Genomic DNA, 21,570 nt, shown 5'->3' on the forward strand with positions numbered 1-21,570 from the left:
AGAAAATAGAGAAAAACTCATAAAAACCCTAATAATACACTTAAATTCTTATTTAGAGGCTGAAAGTAATCTACAAAAAATCAAGATTTTAGTCAAAATATATCAAAATTTACAAAAATGTAGCCGAACTCCTGTTCTTATTGACATAGAAGAACTTGAATTTAACAAAGAAGACATTTTCGAAGAATTATTTTATGCTTTAGGCGGTTTAGGAGGTATGTATTCCGTAGAAATAATACAATCAAGAATTGCAAATTTCATCAAAATACTTGGCGGAGAACCTAAACTTTTATTAGAACAATTTTAAACACATAGACTTCTTCTTGAAGTCTATGCAAATACTCAATTTTAGAAAAATTAATTATTCAATAACGCAGCTTTTATTGTATCATTTGTTGCTTTGGCATATATAGCAGTAGTATTTAGTTTTGCATGTCTTAGAATTCCACAAGGTTTGTTCCTTTGGCTGTTAATCTCATGGCTAAAGTGTGTCTAAGCAAATGAAGTCCTTTTTTGCTGATCAAAGCTTTAGCGTAAATATTATTTACAATCAAAAAAGCATTGCTTCTATTTAAATGTTTTCCTGTGCTAGTTTGCATTATGTAATCACTATCTTGGATATTTTCTTTAAAATATTCAAGCTCATCATCTACTTCTTCTTTTTTAATAAATGCAAATTGTTCTTTACCGCCCTTGCCTATTATGGATATTTTTAATATTTCATCATCAACCTCTTCAAAATCACAAAGTTTTACATTTAAAGCTTCAGAAATTCTAAGTCCTCCATAAAGCATAAGTTTTTTCTAAAACTATTGTAAACTTCTTTTTTTGCTTTTTCTTTCTCTAAAACATTATTTAGCCTTATAATTTCATTTTCATTAAGATAATTTAATTTTCTTCTGATTTTTCTGTTCTAAATCTAATTTTCTTCATATCAAAGGAAAAAACAAACAAATCATCATTATTATCGCTTATAAAAGAAAAAAAGCTAGTTAATACTCTCAAATAAGTTATTTTTGTTTTTTTTGATAGTTTATTGCCATTTTTTGAATTATTTTCTAAATAATTAAGAAAATTGACTAAAAAAGTCGTTTTTATATCGTTTATTTGCATTTCATCTTGATAATCTAAAGAATATTCTACAAATTCTAGTAAAATACGCCTATAAAGTAAAAAAGTATTATTTGAATAGGATAATGCTTGAATATGTTTCAAATAAGCTTCTATCCAACGCTCTAAATCTTCGCTTATTGTAGTATTTTTAAGTTTCATTTTATTTATATCCTTTTTTTTATAACATAATGGTTAATATATGTTATATTTATTTGCTTGTGTTAATATCAAAATATATATTTTAATAGGCTTATTTTGAAATAAGATTATGTTATATATTTTAAATTATACCATAAAAATATTTATATTTTTGCATTATTTGTCTATTTATACAATTTTTTATTAAAATTATGGTATAATTTATATATTTTAACAAATAAAGGATAAAAATGGAAAAAAATACAATAAATAATGAAAATATTCAAAAAAATGAAATATTAATTCCAAAAAGAGTTTTATTTGATGAAAAAACATTAAAAATGATAGAAATGATGATTCCTACTTACAAAGATGAAATTTCTAATACAAATAAAGAAAATGAGAAAATTAATCAAATGATTAAGCTTGCTATAGAAAAAATGTTTAAAAATGATTTTTTGAATAAAATAAATAATTTTTAATTAGGTTTTTTTATGAATAATGTTTTGTTGCACAGAATAACTGAGAAAGGAAACATTCGCTATTATAGCATAGAAATTATTGCCACTCTATTTGAGGAATATATGGTTGAGAGAGTTTACGGAAATGTGCGTTTTAAAAGTTGCACAGGAAGAAAAAATAATGTATTTCCAAGTTTTAATGAGGCACAAATTTTTTTGAGAAGTTAAAGAAACAAAAAATGAAAAAAGGGTATGCGTAAGTTTTTGCTCAAAAAATAAGAAAAAAACATTGATAAAATAGGCTTTTGAGATAAGCTTTTAGCTAAACTCTCAAAAACAGGTAAAAAATCCTTATCAAATCCGCTAATTTCAATTTTTATAGCCATTTATATCCTTTCTTATATAATTTTTATTTTTATTATACCATAAAGGGTTTTGTTGTAAAATTGGAAAAAACTTTTTTTATATATAAAATTACATAAATAAGACAATCAAAATACAATATAAAAGATTAAAGAATAGTAAAAACGGTTTTTTAAAAAAACTAATATAAATATATGGCTAATTATATAATTAATCCTCCTCTAAGCCATCATTAATTCCTGCTTCTGCAAGTTCAAGCTGTTCTTTTTGATACACTTTATCATCTTTGGCATCTTTAAAACCTTTTAATAATAAAGTTTTCATTTGCTCTATATATTCTTGATCTTTACACATATTAATCCTTTTTATTTATCAGGTTTAAAACCACTATCTAAAATTATTTTTGTCATTGCACCTTTAAGTTTATCAAAACGATTTAAAGCTTGCATATTACTAACTCTATTATCATCTTTTTTATAAAACACTTTAAAAACTTCATCACTTTGTTTGTGTTTTACCATATCATCTAAACCACATTTTTCTATAAACTCACAATCTTTAGCAAAAACTTCATTTTCTACATCAAATAAATCTTGTTTATAAGCATTTGATGAATGGGGATCACAAGAATGAACATCAATAATATAATCTTGTATATTTTTTTGCATAGCAAATCCTTTAAAAAATAGTATAAATTTTTATTTTTAGAATGACTTAAAATCTTTTTTTAATTTTTATAAATATTAAGGATATTATTTTTTTATATTATGTTGATGATCTTTTTTATCAAAGTCATAAAATGTAACAAATATGGCTACGGCTATTGCAAAAGCTAAAATAATATGAATGAGATAAATCCATATTGTTTACTTTGTAATATGTTATTTTAACATATAAATTATAACAAAAAAGAAAAAAAATAAAATGAAAATAATAAGAAATTGATTTTTTATTATTTATTATGATAATCTTATTTGAGTACTTTTAAAAAGCTTAGAGTATAAAGTGTTGTGATGTAGCTTTTAAAAAGAAGAATAAAAACAAAGAAGCAGAAAACGCCCTTATAAAAATTATTAATTATATTCACTAACCATAGATGTAATAAAAAATATTGAGTAAAATATAATCAAAACAAATTTCTATTTATTTTTATAAAAACTGCATTTTTAAATTTGCTATGTTATAATTAAAAAAAGGTTGTATAAATATGAAAAATTATTATATTTCAGAAGGTGTAAAAGCTTTATTTTCTATCTATTTTAAAGATCAAACTGAAGAAAATTTCATTAAAGCTCTTAACGAATTTGCTAAAGAAAGTCAAATAAATTCTCAAGAAATAAAAGACAAATCTTTTAGAGAATTTAAAGAAGCCATTTCTAAATTATCAACTATAGATCTTTTGAATACTAGATTTGATAAGCTTGAATATTCAATAGGTGCTAAACTTGATAAGCTTGAAAACAAACTAGATAGTTTTAAAAGAGAAGTTAGAACATATGTAATTATTCTTGCTGCTTTAATGTTTATTTTACAGCCTACAATTTTTGATTTAATTTTGTCTATCTTTAAATCATTTCTAAGACAATAAGGTTTTTAGTTTTCACTTTCGTTAGTGTGTTTATCATTGAGATAATGAGCTACTAAAACCAATGTACCAAAAACGAAAGTGATAGCACCAATTAAAATAGCTATATTATAACCATCCATTTTTTCTCCTTTTTTTCAAAAAAGTTCAATCTTTAAGAAAGATTGATGATAATGCAACTACCGTTAAAATTAGCAAACTTTCGATGAGAATAATAAAAGCTCTCTACTATCGCCTGTTTGTAAACCATAAAGACTATTTATAAACAATCCTATGCCAATAGATTCCATGAATATTAAGATTGCTTTTGTGGGTATTTTTGTAAATATTACTATTTTTTTGAAAAAATCCTTCTTTTTTCTCCTTATCTTATAACAAAAAAATGCTAAAAGTCAAGGGATAAAATATCCCACCTTAGGGTTAAGTTACACTAGATTGTTTCTAGTGTGAGAATATTATTTTAAATGTTTTACCATAAAGTCCATTATTGCCCAAACACTTGAAATTATAGTGGCAATGCTAACAACACAAGCTCCTAGCCAATAGATTCCTTGCTGTTTTAATGAACTTTCCATTCGTTTGATTTCAGCTTCAAGTCCTTTAGTCTCAGATTGGAATAAATCCTTGCTAACCAACTCATTTCTTATTTGCTCAATGGCTTCTTGCTTTAAATTCCCAAAATTAAGCCTTTGCGTTGTTGCTCTATCATTAGCAAATTCTTCAAAAGCTTGAATGAGCTTTTTAGCTTGATCAGTATCTGAAAAAATACTTTTCAATAATGTTTTAAAGCTCTCATTGAGTGTAATTTCTTTTTTCATGGCATATCCTTGCATGCTTAACTCCTAAATTATAGCATATTTTTCATGTGCGCTCTTAGGCTACATTTCCAATTTGCTTCCACCATGTTTTTTTTCTCAGAGTGAAATCTATAACCTAATTGCTTGATTTTTTCATTTAAACCATAGGTATTTCTTACAATTCAATAATAACCATCTTCATTTTTCACTTTGAGTCCCAAAGATAACAAAATTTGTCTTTCATTTTCGCTAAAAGTTGTAGCGTTTGATTGTGAAAAGTTTTGTGAGAAATCAACTTTCTTTTTGTTTTCATGAGTATTGTTTTGGCAAGCTTCAATATCGATAATAATATTGCTAGTTTCAGTCATTCCAACGCCCATTTCTTCAGTAGAATATAATCCACTAAGTTAGAATTTTACCACTAGCCCAAGTATTTATTGTAGAAGCAGAGACATCTAATTGTCTTCCTAATTCAGTTTGAGTAGTGTTTAACTCTTTATAAACTTCTTTAATAATATTTTCTTTCTCTTCTGTCATGCTAATCCTTTATTTTAGATTAATATTTTTTAGTTATAATTTTTTCATTACTTTTCAGAAATGAAAGGATTTGGCTCATTTTTTTGAGTTTCCCTGTCTTAGTGCAGGGCTTATTATATTTTTTACTATTTTATTTTTAATCATTTCAAAATCTTTGTCATTGATTTTTCCTATGTAAGTTTTTATCCTTTTAGTATCAAAAACTCTCATTTGTCCTAAAAGTGCAACTTGTAAAGTGCCTTTATTGTCCTTAAATTTGTGAAATAAAAAGCCTTTTTTGTTTTTAGTCTTAGAACTTAAAGGTATGCCTAAAAATGTGCCATTATAAAAACTATTTATTACCAAAACAGGACGCGTAAAAAACTCATTTTTACCTTAAACTTCAGCACCAATATTTAAACCAATGCTAAGCCAATAAATCTTTTTTTACACTAACTTTTCTGATTAATTTTACTTTGTTTAAGCTCTTTTTTCGTTCGTTCCAGCTGTCAAATTGCACTTCGTTCATTTTATTCCTTTATATCTTTTGGCATAATGCTATGTAATGCTGTAAGCAGAAGTTTTATCTTTAAATATTTCTTTTCTATATTTTTCTAAGTTTTTTCATTGTTTCTCCTGTCTTTTTAAAAGATTTGTTTTTCAACTAATTTTCTCTTTCTTTTTTTAATTTATTGGTATTTTGGTTTATGATTTATATAAAAAGCAAGATCCTTATTATAACAGTTTCATTTTTTCTTAAATAGCGAAAAATGAAATGAGTGATAAAGATTTTGAGATTTTTCCATGTATAAAATAAGGCAGATTTTTATTTTATCAATAGCAATTATTATTAAAAAAAATAGCAGAAAATTTCATTTGCCTATATTAATGTAACTTTTTATTACAATCAGCATTTTCAAAAAACTTTATCATTATTTCAGCTTAAATTTTATCATTTAAAATTAAACTTGATATAAATCTTTTCGTATACTTTGCTCGCTCGATTTAAATATATAAAAGCATAATATTGAGTAATACTATGTAATTTTAAACAAGGCATGGTTTTTGATAAAATTTTTAGATGAAAAAATCTACAAGCTTGATTGTTTTATTGATTAATTCCAAAACAAGAACCAAAAATTAACAATCTTAGTCTATTAAAATTCTTTTTATACAATTAAAAAATAATTATTATATACAAATGTGAAAATATGGATAATACGCAAAAATATGCAGCTATAGATCTTAAGTCATTTTATGCTTCTGTTGAATGCATTTTAAGAAAATTAGATCCTCTAAATACCAATCTTGTAGTTGCGGATGAAAGTAGAACCGAAAAAACAATATGTCTTGCGGTATCTCCCGCATTAAGATCTTATAATATATCAGGCAGATTAAGACTATTTGAGTTAATACAAAAAGTAAAAACAATCAATTACGAGCGCTTAAAAATTGCTAAATATTTCAGTGCAAAATCATACAATCATCTTGAACTAATAAATAATCCCAATTTAGAGCTTGATTACATTGTCGCAAAACCTAGGATGTCAACATATATAGACTATAGTTCTAAAATCTACAGTATTTATTTAAAGTATTTTGATCCAAAAGACATTCATATTTACTCCATTGATGAAGTATTTATTGATTTAACTCCTTATATCAAACATTATAAGCTATCTGCTGACAAACTCATTGAAAACATATTATTTGAAATTTTAAAAACAACTCAAATAACAGCAACTGCGGGAATAGGAACAAATCTTTACTTAGCAAAAATTGCAATGGATATATTAGCCAAAAAACAAAATATTAATAAAGATGGACTTTGCATAGGGTATTTGGATGAAATGCTTTATAGAAGAAAATTATGGCAACACACGCCCATAAATGATTTTTGGCGTATAGGCAAAGGATATGCAACAAAACTAAAAAGCATAGGCATTAACAATATGGGAGATTTAGCAAGATACTCTCTTAATAACGAGGATAAACTTTATCAAATTTTTGGAGTAAATGCTGAGTTATTAATCGATCATGCTTGGGGGTTTGAAAGCTGTACAATGCACAAGCTATTAAAGAATATAAAAGCAAACATATCTCTAAGGTAATGGCTAAGGTTTTGCCTAAACCTTATAGTTTTAAAAAAGCTAGAGATATGCTTAAAGAAATCGTCGATCATATGGTTCTTGAGCTAATTGAGCAAAATTTAACATGCAATCAAATCATTTTAGATGTACAATATGATAAAGAAAGCTTAGAAAAGGTACAAAGCTACAATGGTCCAATGAGCAAAGATTCCTATGGAAGATCTATTCCAAAAAATGCACATTCAACAATCAATTTGGATTACCACAGCTCTTCCTTGGAAACTATTTGCAATAAAGGTTTAGAATTGTTTGATTTAATAGTTAATGCTGATTTTTTAATTAGAAAAATAAGTCTTACTCTTAATAATGTTGTAAAAAATGACACGATAAAAAAATTAAAGAACCCAGTCTTTTTACTGACTTAGAACAGAAGGAAAATAAAAATTTTATAAAAGAAGAGAAATTACAAAAAGCTAGACTCGCGATTGTTCACAAATATGGAAAAAAATCTATTTTTAAAGCCTCGAGTCTTGAAAATGGCTTAAAAATTAATTCGCAAATAGGAGGACACAATGCCTAATAACCAAGATGATATTATTAATATTAAATACAAAAAATCTACAAAATATCCTCTTATGCCATTAGAAAAAAGAGCGGCACAGTTTGCTCCATTTTCAGTGCTTAAAGGATTTGATGAAGCAATTGAAAAAAAGAAAAAAGAAGTGGAAAGAAAGCTTGAAAAGTCTATCTATATAAACGAGTAATCATGTTTTTATGAGAAAAAATATTTTAGATATAAAAATCAATTAAAAACAAGTAAAAAAATAAGTATTTTTTTAATAGTGTATTTTTTATACTACTTTTATCTCTATATATTTTAGACTTAAAATAAAATTAATTAAAATTAGTATTAAAATTTTATCTTTTTTTCTGTGAATTTTCATATAAAAAATATTGTTTTTTATATGATTAAAAAAATAAAAAAATTATCTTGTACTTTTCACGAGCAAAAATTCAAAGAGAAAATTACAGCAAAACTATATTTATTTTGATTTATTTTTTTGTTTTTTTTATCTATCATTTTTTATTTTTATTTTTATTTTTATTTTTTTACCTATCTTTACTCTAAAATTTTTGTAAATTTTTCAATTAAAAAATACTCCAAATCCAAACCCACAAAAAGACAAAAATAGTTTTAATTAAGCATTAAAAAGTCTAGCCTTAAGCAATGACATTTTTATACCTACCCTAAAGTAAAGAATGCCTATTTTTAGGGACTTTATAACATAGCTTATTGCGATTTGTCTTTTTTTAAAAAATACACCCAAAAAATTTTTATACCTAACATTCATTAATTTCGTTAATAATATTGCCATTTTTGTACCTAACCTAAAGTATTTTTAGCCCCTGAAATAGAAAAGTATTCTTCTCACCCTTTATCACCTCATTTATTCCCCTTCTTTATCCGCTACATTTCATTGAATAATTTTCATCATTTATCCCCTCATTTATCACCCCCTTTATACCCCATCTCCCATTCTTCCCTATCTTGCATTCTACGCATTCAAATCTCATCTTAACGCTATCCTTAACACAAATCCTTATAGCCTTTATACTCATTCTTTCTCTCATTTATCACCTTATTTATCATCTCATTCTTTCTCTCATTCTCTCCCTATCTTTGCCACTTTTTAAACATATTTCTAGTATAAACTTTCCCTGATATATAAAAATACTCATTTCATACCCAAGTTAAATAAAAATACGGTTTAATTTCATAAAGCACTAAAAACACAGGAGAAAACTTATGTCTAAAACTAATACACGCCCAAGCGAAAAAACAAAATGCACAAAGTCATAGAAACTTGGTTTACCAAAATATACCTAAACAAAATAATCCACAAAGAGAAAAACGACAAATTATTTGTCAATATAACTAGCTGTCTAGCATTCATACTCTCAATCTACGGCAAAACTGAAGAAAACAAAAGCAAAATGACACCTGCTGTTATGTCTTATATCAAAAAAAACAAAAAACACTTTTATTGCCAAACTAAAAAGAGTTAAAAACCATGAGAGCATTATCGATTTATAAGCCAAATACTCAAAGCTTGATATAGTTTCAGCCTATCAGTTTTTAACTCTCAAAGACAAATTCAAAATCACCAAATCAGAAATCCAAGATTTTGAAACACTAATCGATATTCTTTCAAAAAACACCCAAAAATCAAAAAAATAACCCTAAAACGATAAAAAAACCATTAAAAAAATCATTTTGCCTTTTAAAGGCTAATTCTGTCATTTTAAACCCTATATCCATTCAAGATACCCACTTGCAATCAAAAAAACACAAAAAAACCTACAAAAATCGCAACACAAAACAAAAACCACAGCCCATTTCAAAACTGCAAAGCATTTTTGAAAATTCGCAAGAACTTCTAAAATAAGCCCTAGCTCTCATATTATCGCTATAAATCAAGCACAATCAAAAATACACGCCATGAAGAAAATTTTGCAGTTTTTAGCTCTAAAGTCTATTTTTGCCAAAAATCTTACACAATAACTCGATTATCAACAATGCTTAAAAACCTACAAAATAGATATTTTAAAAGCTTTTTACAAATCGCAAAATGTCGGTAAAACATTAGCATAATTTGCCTACAACAATAAGATTTAAACGCCTATATTTAGGCTATATTATTGCATTATGCTCATTGGCTCAACTTTTTACATTTTTTTCAAAAAAAGCAAAAGAGCCTAAAAATAAGGGTTTTAGCATAATAAGCCCTGAATATTGATATTTTATTTTTTTTATTACACTTTTTAGTATATTTTTTCAACAATAAAAATTAAATTAATATTAAAAACCCTATAAAATAGTATTTTAAACAAACTCTTTTTTGTAGTTAAGTTGTAATAAAGTTGCACTCAAGTTATAGTAAAAATAACATTAACTACATATTAACTACACTTTTACTTCAAAAAACATGCAAATTTTCACATTTTTGTAGTTAAAGTGTAGTGAAAGTGTAATAAAGTTGAACTCAAGTTGTAGTTATGTTGTAGTAAAAGTGTAGTGAAGTTGAAATAAAAATTACATAAACATAAACTATACTTGAAGTAAAGTTGTATCACATATTGAAACAAAATTACATATTGCTTGAAAACAACTTGTAATATATGTATTTTATTTAGTTGATTTGTAATTAACTCGCAATAGCTTATATTTTAACTCCAACAGGAAAAGTAATAGGCACTCCTATTGAAGGAGCGGTTGATTCTGACATACTTTTTGGACTATTGAAAGGTTTAGAAGATTATAAGAAAGGACAATTAGGTTTTTAGCGTGAAAAAAACATAGAAAAATTAATTTTAGAAGCCTATGAAGATAGTAAAACTAAATTTGACCATGTTACTACAGGGCATATCAGTCAATATTTGAAAAGAAAATATGATTTAAAAATCAATTGTAGTAAGGCATTAATAGAAGCAGGCTTTGATCTTGAAAAAGATGAAAACGAACCTTCTTTAGTTTATGTTAAAAAAGCTACCACAAGAAACAAGACTTCAAATCGTGATCAAATTCAAAACAAAGTTGAAGAGAAACCTTTGTTGTTTCAATTTGCCTATTTTCCAAATTTTCTAAATACACTCCAAGAGCTTTCCAATATAGCTCAAAAAGAATTTTGGGGAAACGGAAATAATATTTTATTTTCTTATCTATTTAAATATTTTGAGTTCATTTACGAAAATAAAAGCTATCCTGATATTATTACTTATAATAAAGACAAAACAAAGGCATGTTTCAATACAGGTTTGTATAGTACAGGTGTTTTTCCAATATTTGCATGCTTTGAAAAGCAGGAAAATGGAGGATATATTTTTAGAAAATTTTGTTCTAATGGAGATAGAGTTTTAGATGATTTAGAAATACCTAAATCTTTAAGCGATTATGATACATTCAAAAATGAAATCATTTTTGATAGTAAATTAGATTTTAGAGTAAATCATTTGCATCTTTTTGAGAGAAAAGAGCGATTACCTGAAATTGTGAAAAAACTAAATGATAGGTTCATAGGACACATTATTAATGGTGAATTGAAAATCATCAAAGATAATTATAATCTTCAAAAGATGATTATTCCTGCAGCTTATAAGCAAAGGGTAGTTTTATACATTCCTTTGAAACTTCAAGAAGAATCAGTTGATACGATAGTTGTAGTTGAAAAAGAAGAGGTAAAAAACGAACAGTATTACGCCGTGAGAACTATACTAAATCCGCATGATAATATTTACAAAACCGCAAGAGTTCTTTCAATAATTGAATCTGAATGGGTAAAAAACACTATTTGAAAGTGAAAACATTGATAAAATAGGCTTTTTAGATAAGTCTATTTTATCATGTAATTTTATTTCCAAAAAAAGAAATGGAAAGAAAGCTTGAAAAAAGTACTTACAAGTGTGAATAATAATATTTTTTGTAAAAATTTGATATGATTTAAGAATATTAATCCAATATTAGAGAAATTCATGCCAACAGAACAGACCGATCTTGAATATTTGTTTTCTAAAGAAAGATTAGAATCTTATAATAATATTTACGAACATTTTGATAATTTAAAAATGATTGCAAGTATAACAACAAAAATAGCAATACTTGAACTAGTATTAAGAAATTTACTAGATAAACATATGAAAGAAAAAGATTTAGAATGGTTAAGAAATTATAACGAAGAAAACATCAAACAAAAATAATTAAATTGCAAAACAAAGAAATATTAGATAACAATCAACTCATTTCAAGAATTTCTTCAGGAGATGTAATATTTATAATTAAGCTAGAACACTTAGAGGCAAAAATAATTAATTCTTCTAATATAAATTTTAAAAAATATTATGCACACAACAAAGAATATTACTTTCACTATGTAAATAATAAAAAATATAAAAATAGTTTTAGCAATATAGAAAAAGCAAATATTGTTCTTAACCTTTTACTCACAATCAGAAATAGAAGTTTTCACTGGGAAAATTTATATAAAACAAAAATAACAAATCAAAAGGCTTTAGCTCCTAGAATCACCACAAAATCACATAATACCTTTATAGGCGTTATGCCAAATAAAATCAATGCTTTTTTAAGTGATTTAATAGAGAGTTTTGAAAAAGATTTAAATAGCTACTTAAAATAATATTTAAGATGGGCGATCTCGATCCGCCCTTATAATGATTTTAAATTATATCATACAATTAAAAAATTGTCAATTTAGTTTATATTTAGTATTGCTCTAAAATGTTGATTGTATAATAACATAATATTTAGATTTTCGTTTTCAAGGAGTGTAAATGAGTGATACTATTATTTTAGGTATTTTATTAGAGAAGTACAATAATGCTAAATATAAAAAAGTCGGAAACTGTATTAAACTTCGTTATCAATATCACGATGTAAATGTGAATTTATATTTTGATGGTTATGATAAAAATTATCCTTCAACTTCTATAATATTAGCAATGGATAAATCTTACTATATTACTTCTTTTAATATGGATAATTTCGATGAAAAAAATCAATATTTAGATAAAATTCCAGATCCTATACTTAATCTTATTAAAGATGAGAATAACAAATTAACTTCATTTTATAATGAGATGAGAAAGCGTATCAAAGAAGATAATTTCCAAAACATTAGTTACAGCAGTGACATAGTGTTTAATAATACTATACAATATAATAAAAATAAAGAAAATGGTAATCCATTTTTTCATTATATTAGAGCAGTAGTAATGACACCTGAACATTTTAAAAAATTATTCCATAGTATGAATATTTCAAAAGAAATTCTCATGAAAATTCAACAAGCAGGATTTACCATTGTAACTACAAACGACCCCAATAAAAGAAAAAATTTTTATGAGAAACTAAAAAGTAAAGAAATTTTTATAGAAGTTTTACAATAGAACATATTAACGATAAAGACTTTGCAAGAACAAATAGCCGAAAGCCACACCTCTTTCGGTTAAGTGTTTTTTGTTACAATTGTATTAAGCTTAGACTAAGTGTGGTTTTTATAGAATTTTCAACGGTTTTTTAAGTGAGATAATCAACAAGCTTGATTATCTCGTTAATTAATTCTAAGACAAGAACTAAAAAATCAATGACTACTCATCATGTCTCCTTCTTATAACCGAAAGAGTAGCCATGCTTAATACGCTTTAATTATAGTATTTTTGAATGAATAAGTTTTAATGTTTTATATGAAAATTTGAGTGTTATCTCAATTCTTTCCTATAATTTGTTTTTTCTTCATCATTATGAAAAACCATTGTTTCAATACAATTTTCTTTACAAAATTGTTTTATTTCATAATTATTGTTTGTTTCATAGAATTTAACAAGATGGGTAAAAAACTCATTCATATCATTCTTAGCAATTGCCAAAATACCGAATCCATTTTCAATTAAAATTTTATTAGCAATTAGCATTGAAGTTCTTTTATTTCCATCAAAAAATAATTGACTTCTCATAAGATATAGCATCAAATCCAATGCTACTTCTTTTTTATTTTCATTTTTTAAAATTGTTTCTATATTTTTACTAACCTCATAATCAATAGGTAATTTTGGTTTAAAATTTGTTCCACTTATTTTAACATCAGCTGTTCTTAAAAATCCTAATTTATGAACCAAATCTCTGCCTACAATCCTATTAAAGTCCTGTATCAAACTCAAACTAACTTTTTCATTAATGGTATCAAACAAATAATTCCAAGCTCTTTTGAGATTTAAAATTATTGTTAAATCTTGTATTGTTTTATCAGGAACACTAAAGCCATCTATAATCATTTGAGTTTCAGGAAAAGTAACATTTACACCTTCTAAATTCGCGGATTTCCAAATAATATCTACAAGGTTTCTTTTTGCTAAAAATATATTTTCTTCTAAAGTTAAATTTCTCATTTTAAATCTTTTCTTCATAAAAATCCGCCTTGAGTTTTAACTCTTGGCGGAAATAACCCTAAAGGCTTAACTATGAAACGACATAGTAAGCGTTTTGTGAGATTATATCTAAACTTTAGGTTTTTTAAGTTTAAAATGGAAGTATTTTTAGCAAAACCGCAGGACAGAAAAGCCCCTTTAAACATACAAAGACAACAAGATTAAAAGAATTGCGTTCGGTTTATAAGTGATACTTAATAAAAAGTGTGTATAATACATACTCATAAGGATATTATAGTGAGTAAAAAAGATAAAATTATTAAAGATTTAAAAAATAATCCTAACAATGTGCCCTTTGAAACGCTTAAGATTTTATTAGAAAGCGAAGGTTATGAATGTTTTAATAAAGGCGGATTACATTATCAATTCAGAAAAGAAGAATGTGATCTTATTACTATTTCATTTAAACGCCCTATAAAGGCTATATATGTCAAAATGGTTTTAAAAGCTATAACAGGAGAATGAATGATGAAAGACTTAGATTACTATCTTAATCTACCTTATGAAATTATTATAAAAAAACTTGATGAAAAAGATGGCGGAGGATATTTTGCAAGATATAAAGATTTCCCTTATATTATGGGAGATGGTGAAAATGAAATAGAAGCCTTAAAAGATCTCAAAGAAGCATTTAAAGGAGCATTAGAAGTTATGCTTGAAAAAGGTGATTATATTAAAGAACCTATTGATAATGAAGCAAAAATTAGAATTAATATTACCTTGCCTAAAAGCTTAGTAGAGGCAATAGATACAATAAGCGATAATAGAAGCAAATTCTTAGCTGATCTTGCAAATAGTGCTATAAAATCTTATAAAATAAGCACCTAAAAATTGACATAGTTAAATAAAAAAAATCCGTTTCAAACTCCTAAAAAATAGGCATTTTATAGCAAAAAAACTTGCAAAAATTATTAAAATATGGTATAATTTTATTAAAAATATGATTAAGTTATAATTGAAAGGAATAAAGATGGATAAAGCAGTAAATATGAAATCACCAAAAATGAAATTAATAAATAAAATAGCAATAGGATTAGGAGTAGCAGTAATGTTTGCTTTGATATTATTAAGCTGTTTATTAATAAATATTTATAATATAGGCATTAAACATATAATTTTAAGTTTTATAATTAGTTTAGTGTGTTTATTTTTAGTATTACTTTTAATAAACGCCACAAATAAACCGTTCAAAAAAACTTATCCTAAAAGAGACAACTGTTATGATACGCATTTCAAACAAAGCGGAATATCAAAATATTCAACCCTTTCGCTGTCTAATCCTTTTTATAACAATTTATATTCCAATGAAGATTAATTGAGAAATTAATCTCAATTAATCTTAGTGTATAGCAGGATCTCCTGCTTTTCCATCTATTAGATGATTGGCTTTTTTAATTTTTTCTCCAACTTCATTGTTTAAATTAGATTTGACTGCTACACCCTTAACTTCTTGACTATCTGGCATTATTGTAGTATTGCTTGTTCTTTTACTGCTTTTATTTACTTGATCTTGGTTTAAATTAGATTGAGTTAAAACACTTTTTTCTGATCCATCAACAGTTTTAAAATTCATACCTGCAGCGTGTGGCATAGTAGTATTATTTGGACTAACAATGCTTTGAGCGCCATATTGACTATTATACTGTGCAAGTTGTGCAGGATCATTCTTAATCATATCGGATACATAATTACCTGCTTTTGCAAAGTATTCATTTTGTTGAGCTGTATTAAGATTGCTAAAGTCTTTATTATCTCCAGCAGCAAGATCTCTTGCAACCACATTAAGTGTATTGTCAATATTATTAGCACTAACAGATTGAATACCTTGTTCTGTTTGGGTATAACTTTGAGCATATCCAACCATTTTTGAATAAGCTGTAGAATCGCCACCTGAAAGTGTATTACTCCAAAAAGAATCCATACCTTTTGCGGTAGATAGAGTTTTAAGAGAAGCTCTTTCCATTATTTCATTATATGCAGCTTTTTGAGCTTCTGAAAAAGTTTCAACATTTCCTATACCTCTTTTTGAACTTGCACTTGATTGAATTTCAGCACCATTTCCAAGAACGCTAAAACCTGCATGAGCAGAAGCTGCTAATGCAATTTCCGCCTTTTCTTCGCTAGTTAAATCAGTTCTATTTTGAATCTCTTTTCCAATATTATTTGCAAAAGCCTTCTTAAATGTTTCATCTCCTTTTTTCTATAAATCCTTTAGCTTCATTTAATGCACTTGCTCTACCGCTTTGACTCATACGTGAATACTGATCATTAAAATTTTTATTCCAAGCATCAGAATTTGCTTGAGATACGCTATTAACAGTTGTCATAGTTCCTGCGCTAAGTTTGGCGCCTGACATCATACCATCAACATTTGTTCCTGTCATATTTGCATTAGAGATTTCAGAATTCTTTGTATTATCGCTCATAACTGATTGAGTATTAAATTTAGTAACCACACCATCTATATTTCTTGCATATTGAAGCGATGCTACCCCTGCATTCATTGCCCAAACTTCATCTCCTCTAGGAGCAGCAATGCTAGTTTGTGTAGATAGAGCTTGCTGATTTGCAAAGCTTCCAGCAGCTCTTGAAGCACCTGTTAGAGCTTGAGATAATCCAGAAGCAAAAGTTATAAATCCTTGCTCACTTGCTTTAGCAATTGCATAAGCTAAAACAGGAGTACTCATTACAAGATAATTCATAAAATTTGATCTATTTGCTACTTCTTTAAATATAAGCATGTTATCTCCTAAGCTTAAAGCTGCTTTTCCACCTGTTATTACTTGTGCAACTTTCATAAGATTGTAATCATTTAGATAATTAATGATACAAAGTATAGGAGTCCAAAGCACTATCCAAATACACAGAGTAAAAAACATCTTAATATGTGCGTAAGAGCCAAACACAATAGAAAGCAAAGCAACAAGCCAAGACAAACCTATGATAATAGCTGTTAAATAAGCTTTAGCTAAAGGCAAATAAGTTTGTGCCATGTGTCCTTGTGCTTGCATACTTGCGTAAAATTGCTGATCCGCATAAGCAGTATTTGCAGCCACAGAAGCAGGATTTAATCCTGCTGATTTAGCGGTATTAATGATTGCATCTTGAGAAGCAAGCATTATCATGGATTGCTGTAAATAAGATCTAGCACTTACAGCTTGTTCGTTATAGATTTGTGCAGCGCCTAAGAACTTTTGCTCATAATTTGTCATATCATCTACCATACCAAGCAAAGCAGCATGAATCTTCATAGCTTCATCTGTATCGTTTTGAATCATTTCAACGATTTGAGGACCTGCATCAGAACAAGGCACAACACTTTGTTCTTCAACATTATTATTATTTTTAAACAAAGGAGTAAGCTGAGAGCCATTGCCTATATTTGTGAAAAGATCTTGCATTAAATTATCAGAATTTTGAAAAAGATTTCTACCTTGTTGATCAAGTAAGATACCTACTGAAATACAGTTTCTAAAGTAAAAATCAATATTTTTTTGCAAAGTTGCATCAATAGCCGAAAGCTTTACGCTTGGTAAAGTACTCATCACTTGAAGTGAAAAACCTAAACCTGCGTTAGAAAAATTTGTAGATTGTGGAGTTGAAAAATGTTTTTCCATAGCTTCTAGGATAACCTTCTCAAATTGTGTCATTAATGCAAAGCTTTTTCCTATGCCTATAGGAATTTGAGAAATGACATAATCTTTACTTGTTACTTCATCGTGAATCATGAAGCGGTGATTATTGTCATTTGGCGCCCTTAAAAACATGTGCCACACTACAGCAAAAAGTATAAACATTTTTCCAAATTCAAACACAGGATTTGTTTGTCCATCCATTGCTTTTTTAATACTAAAAAGCAATAATGAAATAGCTAAGACTGCATTAACGATATAACTTGTTTCAGTGGTTATTCCTTTAACAGCTTGCATGATTTCATTCATTACATCGCCATAACCCCAAGTATAAATTAAATTGCTATTAGCTATTTCAGTTGCACCAAATAAAAATGAAGGTGCAAAAAACAAAGTGCTAAAGAATAACAAGTAAAATCTTTTCATGGATTATATTAAAGAAGCTAAAGAATTTGTTTGGTATAATTATAAAAGGTAGATGCCAAAGGCGGCTACCTTTGGCATTAATCATAACCTAGAAAGGCGGTGATTAAATTGCTAAACATTGTTCTAATAATTATACTCTTAATGCTTTGCTATGTCAAGGCTTCTTGAGTATCCCCTGCTTTTGCAGGGTTTAGAACAATCCCTTTGGCTTACCAAACAAACTTTTAACTAAACTTCTCTTCTTCTATTGAATTTCTATATTATTTTATATTTTTAATATTTGCACCAAATAAAAATGAAGGTGCAAAAAACAAAGTGCTAAGGAATAACAAGTAAAATCTTTTCATGGACTATATTAAAGAAGTTAAAGAGTTTGTTTGGTATAATTATAAAAGGGTGCAACGCCAAAGGGCTGCAACCCTTTAGCGTTAAATTTACCGCCCAGAAGGGAGGTGAGTTTTAATGCTCAAAATTGTTCTAATAATTATACTCTTAATGCTTTGCTATGTCAAGGCTTCTTGAGTATCCCCTGCTTTTGCAGGGTTTAGAACAATCCCTTTGACTTACCAAACAAACTTTTAACTAAGCCTATCTTCCTTTCTATTGATTTATTTTATTTTTTAGTTTATATTTTTCTTGCTTATGCTAAAAGATAAGATTCAATCATAAATAAAATGTATTAAGAAGCTAAAGAATTTGTTTGGTATAATTGCATTAAGGGTTTTGCCACAAGGCTGCAACCCTGTGGCATAATCACACCCTAGAAAGGGGGTGAACTATATGACACGACTCATACTTATAATTATACTACTTTGTATAATTACTGTCAAGGCTTATTAGCCTTGCCCCTTTGGGGGTGAGTTTCCCCTTGTGGCTTACCAAACAAACTTTTAACTAAATTTCTCTTCTTCTATTGAATTTCTATATTTTTTTATATTTTTTATTTGAACTAAATAATAAACTTAACAAGATTTAAATTTACCAAATCTACTATCTTTTTACTTCAATCTCACATTCATAATCATATTAGATAAAAAGATACTATCTTTATCAAAGTCTTTTGAGTTATATTCATTTTTTGATTGTATAGTTTGCATTAAAGTTGAAAGATTGTATAAACTTAAACTTTCTAATATATTTATGAGTTCTATCTTGCTTAAAGTATTAAAATCATTTAACAATCTAAGATAATTACTTATAATAGAAGAAGAATTTATATTATGAAATACAATTTTATTTTTTATATCTTTTTTAATAAAAAATTGATTATTTTTTATATAAAAATAATCTTTAAGATGATGATTGCTTAATATTTGATTGTAAAAACTTAAAAGACTTTCTTTGCTGTTTAAGTCTATAAAATTAAGATAAAAATTCTTTTCTTCTAAGGCTAATTTTAAAGCATTAAGATTAGTAAAAGAAGCATTAATATTTTCATTATTTTTTAAAGCATAAACGATATTTTCTTGTTCTTGTTTTTGGGTAATAGCATATTGTAATAAAGGATTTTTATAATGTGTATCGCTATTGATTAAAACATTGATATAAAAAGCTTCTTTGCTTTTTTGAGTTAATTGAAGCAAAGATAAAAGTGTAGAAGGGATATAAAAAGAATCAAGCTTTAAATTTAAATACTTATCATAAGTATTTATATAAGTTAATTCTTGAGTAAAATCCAAAGCTTGTTCTTTTAAATTTAAAAGCATTGTTCCACCTAATCCTAATAAAGCTAGATTTTTGAAATTCTCTAAAGCTTTTCTTTTTTCTAAATTGATTTGAAGTATTTTTTGCATTGTTTTTCCTTTCTTTTGTGGTTCACTCTTTTATATTATGCTCTTTAGCATAAGCTCTTATCTTAGCTCGAAGTTCTTGCGGAAAATTATATCTATAAATAGCAGGAATTCTTGGATCAAGGAGTTTGTCTAAATATCCTCTTTTATAAATCCATTCTAATCTTTCAGGTGTAAAATAATAAGGGGCATTAGGATAGCCTTGAGGTGGGGTTAGGGCTGCTAGTTTGGCGCTTAATACTAGGGTATCTTTGAATAAAGTAGCTTGTTGTTCACTCCAATCATTTGGAGTATCTACATCAAATCTTGTTACCATTCCATTTTCGTATCCATCCATAGCATCATCAAATTTATTTCTACTTTCAGGAGTAGAATCTATATCTCTTGGATCTTTTAATTTGCCTTTTTTAATATCATTATATAAAGCCCAAATGATCCTGCCTTCTTCATCATAGGCAAAATCATATTTATTTAAATCAATCACCCAATCTACTCCCATAATCTCATCTATAAAAGGAAGCATACCAAATTCATCAGGCTGTATAGTTTTAGCTAAATCTTTTACTAATTTGGCCCTTAAAGGATTTTTATGTATCCCTGCCATACCTATACCTATTTCTAAAAGATTATCAGCATAATTATAAATTCCTCTTTTTATACCTAATTCTTCATATCCTCCACCTGTGAGTTGAATATATAAAATAAAACATTGTATCATTCTGGCATTAAAGCCATGATTTTTAGAACGCACAAAATATTCAGGTTTTCCTAGTATTCCTGCTGCTATACCCCATTCTTGTCTAAAAAGAGAAGATTTTAAGGTTTCTTTATTATTGTTAACTTCATCATAAATATAGGCGTATTCTTCATTGATTAAATATCCTTTTTCATCTACATTAGCATAAGCATCATAGGGTATATCTATAACAGTGCTTCTTATACCACTTCTTATAATTAGATATTTATATCTTTCTCTTTTAGTTTTTAAAGATTTATAATAAGCTTTTTCTGCTTTAGTCCAAGGAGCTATAGCTCCTTTGATAGGATCTTTTAAATATATACTTTGCCAATCTTTAAATTCAAGTAAAGTAGAACTTTGTCCTGTATAAAAGTTAGGATCTAGGTATTGGGGTTTATAGTCTTTGTAGGGGGAGTTTTTCATAATATGATAAGATTTAAAAACCGCTTTGGAATATTCTTCGGTATAGTTGCCTGTGGGCTTAATATTTTCTTTAAAGAGTATTTTATTGGTATCTTTTTCCACATCTAATGTTAATCCATTGGGTGTATAAATCTCATAAGTTTCGCTCATTGTTTATCCTTTCGTAATTTATCCCATATATAAACCATCTTCTATGATTATAGTAGTAGCTAATCTGCCTATGAAATTAGGCGGAGTTTTTGTTTCTGATGTGATATCAGTATTTGCACTTGCCTTGCTAGTGTTATTTTCTCTTTTGTCTATAGCTTTCAAGCTTTCTTTATTTTCATTTATCCCTATATACATAGCCTTAAGATTGTTTTGTCCTATGATATTGAGTTTTTCTAGTAATCTTCTGGTTTTATTTTTATCTTCTATATATCTTCCTGTTTTATCTTTACTTGTATTGTAAATTCCATTAGCAAAATCTTGTAAAATTTGTAAAGCTTCATTGTAAGC

At 27.0% G+C, this 21,570-nt stretch carries 27 protein-coding genes and 2 pseudogenes; 14 read left to right on the forward strand and 15 right to left on the reverse strand.

Features of this window, described 5'->3' with window-relative positions; translation table 11 throughout:
• Positions 1-19 precede the first annotated feature (19 nt).
• On the forward strand, positions 20-307 hold the full coding sequence (locus AJN64_RS01205) for a hypothetical protein (protein WP_172671472.1): 288 nt from the start codon (positions 20-22) through the stop codon (positions 305-307).
• A 50-nt stretch (positions 308-357) separates the two neighbouring features.
• Here AJN64_RS01205 and AJN64_RS09875 read toward each other — a convergent pair.
• Positions 358-1,272 (reverse strand): annotated as a pseudogene (locus AJN64_RS09875) (tyrosine-type recombinase/integrase).
• Positions 1,273-1,502: 230 nt separating this feature from the next.
• On the opposite strand from AJN64_RS09875, the gene AJN64_RS01215 reads away from it, so the two are divergent.
• Positions 1,503-1,733, forward strand: coding sequence for a hypothetical protein (locus AJN64_RS01215; RefSeq protein ID WP_002779694.1), 231 nt, complete (start codon positions 1,503-1,505; stop codon positions 1,731-1,733).
• Positions 1,734-1,745: 12 nt separating this feature from the next.
• The gene (locus AJN64_RS01220) at positions 1,746-1,940 is read left to right on the forward strand and encodes a polymerase (RefSeq protein ID WP_038401389.1); all 195 of its coding nucleotides are present in this window, start codon (positions 1,746-1,748) and stop codon (positions 1,938-1,940) included.
• Here AJN64_RS01220 and AJN64_RS09460 read toward each other — a convergent pair.
• The 3 genes from AJN64_RS09460 to AJN64_RS01225 form a co-directional block, all read right to left on the reverse strand.
• Positions 1,937-2,098: a hypothetical protein gene (locus AJN64_RS09460; protein WP_162842081.1), complete on the reverse strand. Its 162-nt coding sequence runs from the start codon at positions 2,096-2,098 to the stop codon at positions 1,937-1,939. The genes AJN64_RS01220 and AJN64_RS09460 overlap by 4 nt on opposite strands.
• 187 nt (positions 2,099-2,285) lie before the next feature.
• Positions 2,286-2,429: a hypothetical protein gene (locus tag AJN64_RS09465; protein ID WP_002782730.1), complete on the reverse strand. Its 144-nt coding sequence runs from the start codon at positions 2,427-2,429 to the stop codon at positions 2,286-2,288.
• Positions 2,430-2,440: 11 nt separating this feature from the next.
• Positions 2,441-2,743, reverse strand: a complete 303-nt coding sequence (locus AJN64_RS01225; protein WP_053872942.1) for a hypothetical protein — start codon at positions 2,741-2,743, stop codon at positions 2,441-2,443.
• A gap of 539 nt (positions 2,744-3,282) precedes the next feature.
• On the opposite strand from AJN64_RS01225, the gene AJN64_RS01230 reads away from it, so the two are divergent.
• Positions 3,283-3,663 (forward strand): hypothetical protein, encoded by a 381-nt coding sequence (locus AJN64_RS01230; protein WP_070292555.1) that lies wholly within the window; start codon positions 3,283-3,285, stop codon positions 3,661-3,663.
• A 452-nt stretch (positions 3,664-4,115) separates the two neighbouring features.
• Here the strand turns inward: AJN64_RS01230 and AJN64_RS01235 are convergent, their stop codons facing one another.
• The 4 genes from AJN64_RS01235 to AJN64_RS09670 form a co-directional block, all read right to left on the reverse strand.
• Entirely contained in the window at positions 4,116-4,493 is a 378-nt protein-coding gene (locus AJN64_RS01235; protein ID WP_044780706.1) for a hypothetical protein, read from the reverse strand.
• Between the two features lie 146 nt (positions 4,494-4,639).
• The gene (locus AJN64_RS09665; RefSeq protein WP_261665696.1) at positions 4,640-4,825 is read right to left on the reverse strand and encodes a hypothetical protein; all 186 of its coding nucleotides are present in this window, start codon (positions 4,823-4,825) and stop codon (positions 4,640-4,642) included.
• A 34-nt stretch (positions 4,826-4,859) separates the two neighbouring features.
• Positions 4,860-4,994 carry a helix-turn-helix domain-containing protein gene (locus AJN64_RS01245; RefSeq protein ID WP_053872940.1) on the reverse strand — a complete coding sequence of 45 codons (135 nt, stop codon included), beginning with the start codon at positions 4,992-4,994 and terminating at the stop codon, positions 4,860-4,862.
• Positions 4,995-5,069: 75 nt separating this feature from the next.
• Complete coding sequence (locus AJN64_RS09670) at positions 5,070-5,339, reverse strand: type II toxin-antitoxin system PemK/MazF family toxin (RefSeq protein WP_250489376.1); 270 nt, start codon at positions 5,337-5,339, stop codon at positions 5,070-5,072.
• Between the two features lie 845 nt (positions 5,340-6,184).
• On the opposite strand from AJN64_RS09670, the gene AJN64_RS09675 reads away from it, so the two are divergent.
• From AJN64_RS09675 to AJN64_RS01255, 3 genes are all read left to right on the forward strand, one after another.
• A complete protein-coding gene (locus AJN64_RS09675) occupies positions 6,185-7,084 on the forward strand; it encodes a hypothetical protein (RefSeq protein ID WP_250493677.1) in 900 nt (299 codons plus the stop codon).
• A complete protein-coding gene (locus tag AJN64_RS09680) occupies positions 7,084-7,488 on the forward strand; it encodes a hypothetical protein (RefSeq protein WP_250492793.1) in 405 nt (134 codons plus the stop codon). The genes AJN64_RS09675 and AJN64_RS09680 overlap by 1 nt, the downstream gene beginning before the upstream one ends.
• Positions 7,489-7,635: 147 nt before the next feature.
• Positions 7,636-7,827 carry a hypothetical protein gene (locus AJN64_RS01255; RefSeq protein WP_002881951.1) on the forward strand — a complete coding sequence of 64 codons (192 nt, stop codon included), beginning with the start codon at positions 7,636-7,638 and terminating at the stop codon, positions 7,825-7,827.
• 697 nt (positions 7,828-8,524) lie between these two features.
• On the opposite strand, the gene AJN64_RS09475 is transcribed toward AJN64_RS01255, so the two are convergent.
• Positions 8,525-8,695: a hypothetical protein gene (locus AJN64_RS09475; RefSeq protein WP_162844511.1), complete on the reverse strand. Its 171-nt coding sequence runs from the start codon at positions 8,693-8,695 to the stop codon at positions 8,525-8,527.
• A 1,725-nt stretch (positions 8,696-10,420) separates the two neighbouring features.
• Here AJN64_RS09475 and AJN64_RS01260 point away from each other — a divergent pair.
• From AJN64_RS01260 to AJN64_RS01275, 4 genes are all read left to right on the forward strand, one after another.
• The gene (locus tag AJN64_RS01260) at positions 10,421-11,416 is read left to right on the forward strand and encodes a DUF3825 domain-containing protein (protein ID WP_070292556.1); all 996 of its coding nucleotides are present in this window, start codon (positions 10,421-10,423) and stop codon (positions 11,414-11,416) included.
• Positions 11,417-11,593: 177 nt separating this feature from the next.
• The gene (locus AJN64_RS09480) at positions 11,594-11,818 is read left to right on the forward strand and encodes a hypothetical protein (protein WP_002861536.1); all 225 of its coding nucleotides are present in this window, start codon (positions 11,594-11,596) and stop codon (positions 11,816-11,818) included.
• Between the two features lie 5 nt (positions 11,819-11,823).
• Complete coding sequence (locus tag AJN64_RS01270; protein ID WP_053872718.1) at positions 11,824-12,255, forward strand: hypothetical protein; 432 nt, start codon at positions 11,824-11,826, stop codon at positions 12,253-12,255.
• A 154-nt stretch (positions 12,256-12,409) separates the two neighbouring features.
• A complete protein-coding gene (locus AJN64_RS01275; protein ID WP_070292557.1) occupies positions 12,410-13,024 on the forward strand; it encodes a DNA repair protein Rad50 in 615 nt (204 codons plus the stop codon).
• Positions 13,025-13,336: 312 nt separating this feature from the next.
• On the opposite strand, the gene AJN64_RS01280 is transcribed toward AJN64_RS01275, so the two are convergent.
• On the reverse strand, positions 13,337-14,041 hold the full coding sequence (locus AJN64_RS01280; RefSeq protein WP_070292558.1) for a Fic family protein: 705 nt from the start codon (positions 14,039-14,041) through the stop codon (positions 13,337-13,339).
• 258 nt (positions 14,042-14,299) lie between these two features.
• Here AJN64_RS01280 and AJN64_RS01285 point away from each other — a divergent pair, with 258 nt between their 5' ends.
• The 3 genes from AJN64_RS01285 to AJN64_RS01295 all read left to right on the forward strand — a co-directional run bounded on the left by AJN64_RS01285 (position 14,300) and on the right by AJN64_RS01295 (position 15,377).
• Entirely contained in the window at positions 14,300-14,527 is a 228-nt protein-coding gene (locus tag AJN64_RS01285; RefSeq protein WP_002881942.1) for a hypothetical protein, read from the forward strand.
• A 3-nt stretch (positions 14,528-14,530) separates the two neighbouring features.
• Positions 14,531-14,890 (forward strand): type II toxin-antitoxin system HicB family antitoxin, encoded by a 360-nt coding sequence (locus AJN64_RS01290; RefSeq protein WP_002779573.1) that lies wholly within the window; start codon positions 14,531-14,533, stop codon positions 14,888-14,890.
• Between the two features lie 142 nt (positions 14,891-15,032).
• The gene (locus AJN64_RS01295) at positions 15,033-15,377 is read left to right on the forward strand and encodes a hypothetical protein (RefSeq protein ID WP_002922649.1); all 345 of its coding nucleotides are present in this window, start codon (positions 15,033-15,035) and stop codon (positions 15,375-15,377) included.
• A gap of 24 nt (positions 15,378-15,401) precedes the next feature.
• Here AJN64_RS01295 and AJN64_RS09685 read toward each other — a convergent pair whose 3' ends face one another.
• From AJN64_RS09685 to AJN64_RS01315, 5 genes and pseudogenes are all read right to left on the reverse strand, one after another.
• Positions 15,402-16,025, reverse strand: coding sequence for a hypothetical protein (locus AJN64_RS09685; RefSeq protein WP_261665698.1), 624 nt, complete (start codon positions 16,023-16,025; stop codon positions 15,402-15,404).
• Between the two features lie 223 nt (positions 16,026-16,248).
• Positions 16,249-18,003: a conjugal transfer protein TraG N-terminal domain-containing protein gene (locus AJN64_RS01300; RefSeq protein WP_410002375.1), complete on the reverse strand. Its 1,755-nt coding sequence runs from the start codon at positions 18,001-18,003 to the stop codon at positions 16,249-16,251.
• A gap of 1,115 nt (positions 18,004-19,118) precedes the next feature.
• Positions 19,119-19,913 carry a hypothetical protein gene (locus tag AJN64_RS01305; RefSeq protein WP_070273984.1) on the reverse strand — a complete coding sequence of 265 codons (795 nt, stop codon included), beginning with the start codon at positions 19,911-19,913 and terminating at the stop codon, positions 19,119-19,121.
• 22 nt (positions 19,914-19,935) lie between these two features.
• Positions 19,936-21,222, reverse strand: a complete 1,287-nt coding sequence (locus tag AJN64_RS01310; protein ID WP_070292559.1) for a hypothetical protein — start codon at positions 21,220-21,222, stop codon at positions 19,936-19,938.
• Positions 21,223-21,240: 18 nt separating this feature from the next.
• Positions 21,241-21,570: pseudogene (locus AJN64_RS01315) on the reverse strand (hypothetical protein); the annotation flags it as partial.

The organism is Campylobacter sp. BCW_4332, assembly GCF_001763175.1.
Taxonomy (GTDB): Bacteria; Campylobacterota; Campylobacteria; order Campylobacterales; family Campylobacteraceae; genus Campylobacter_D; species Campylobacter_D jejuni.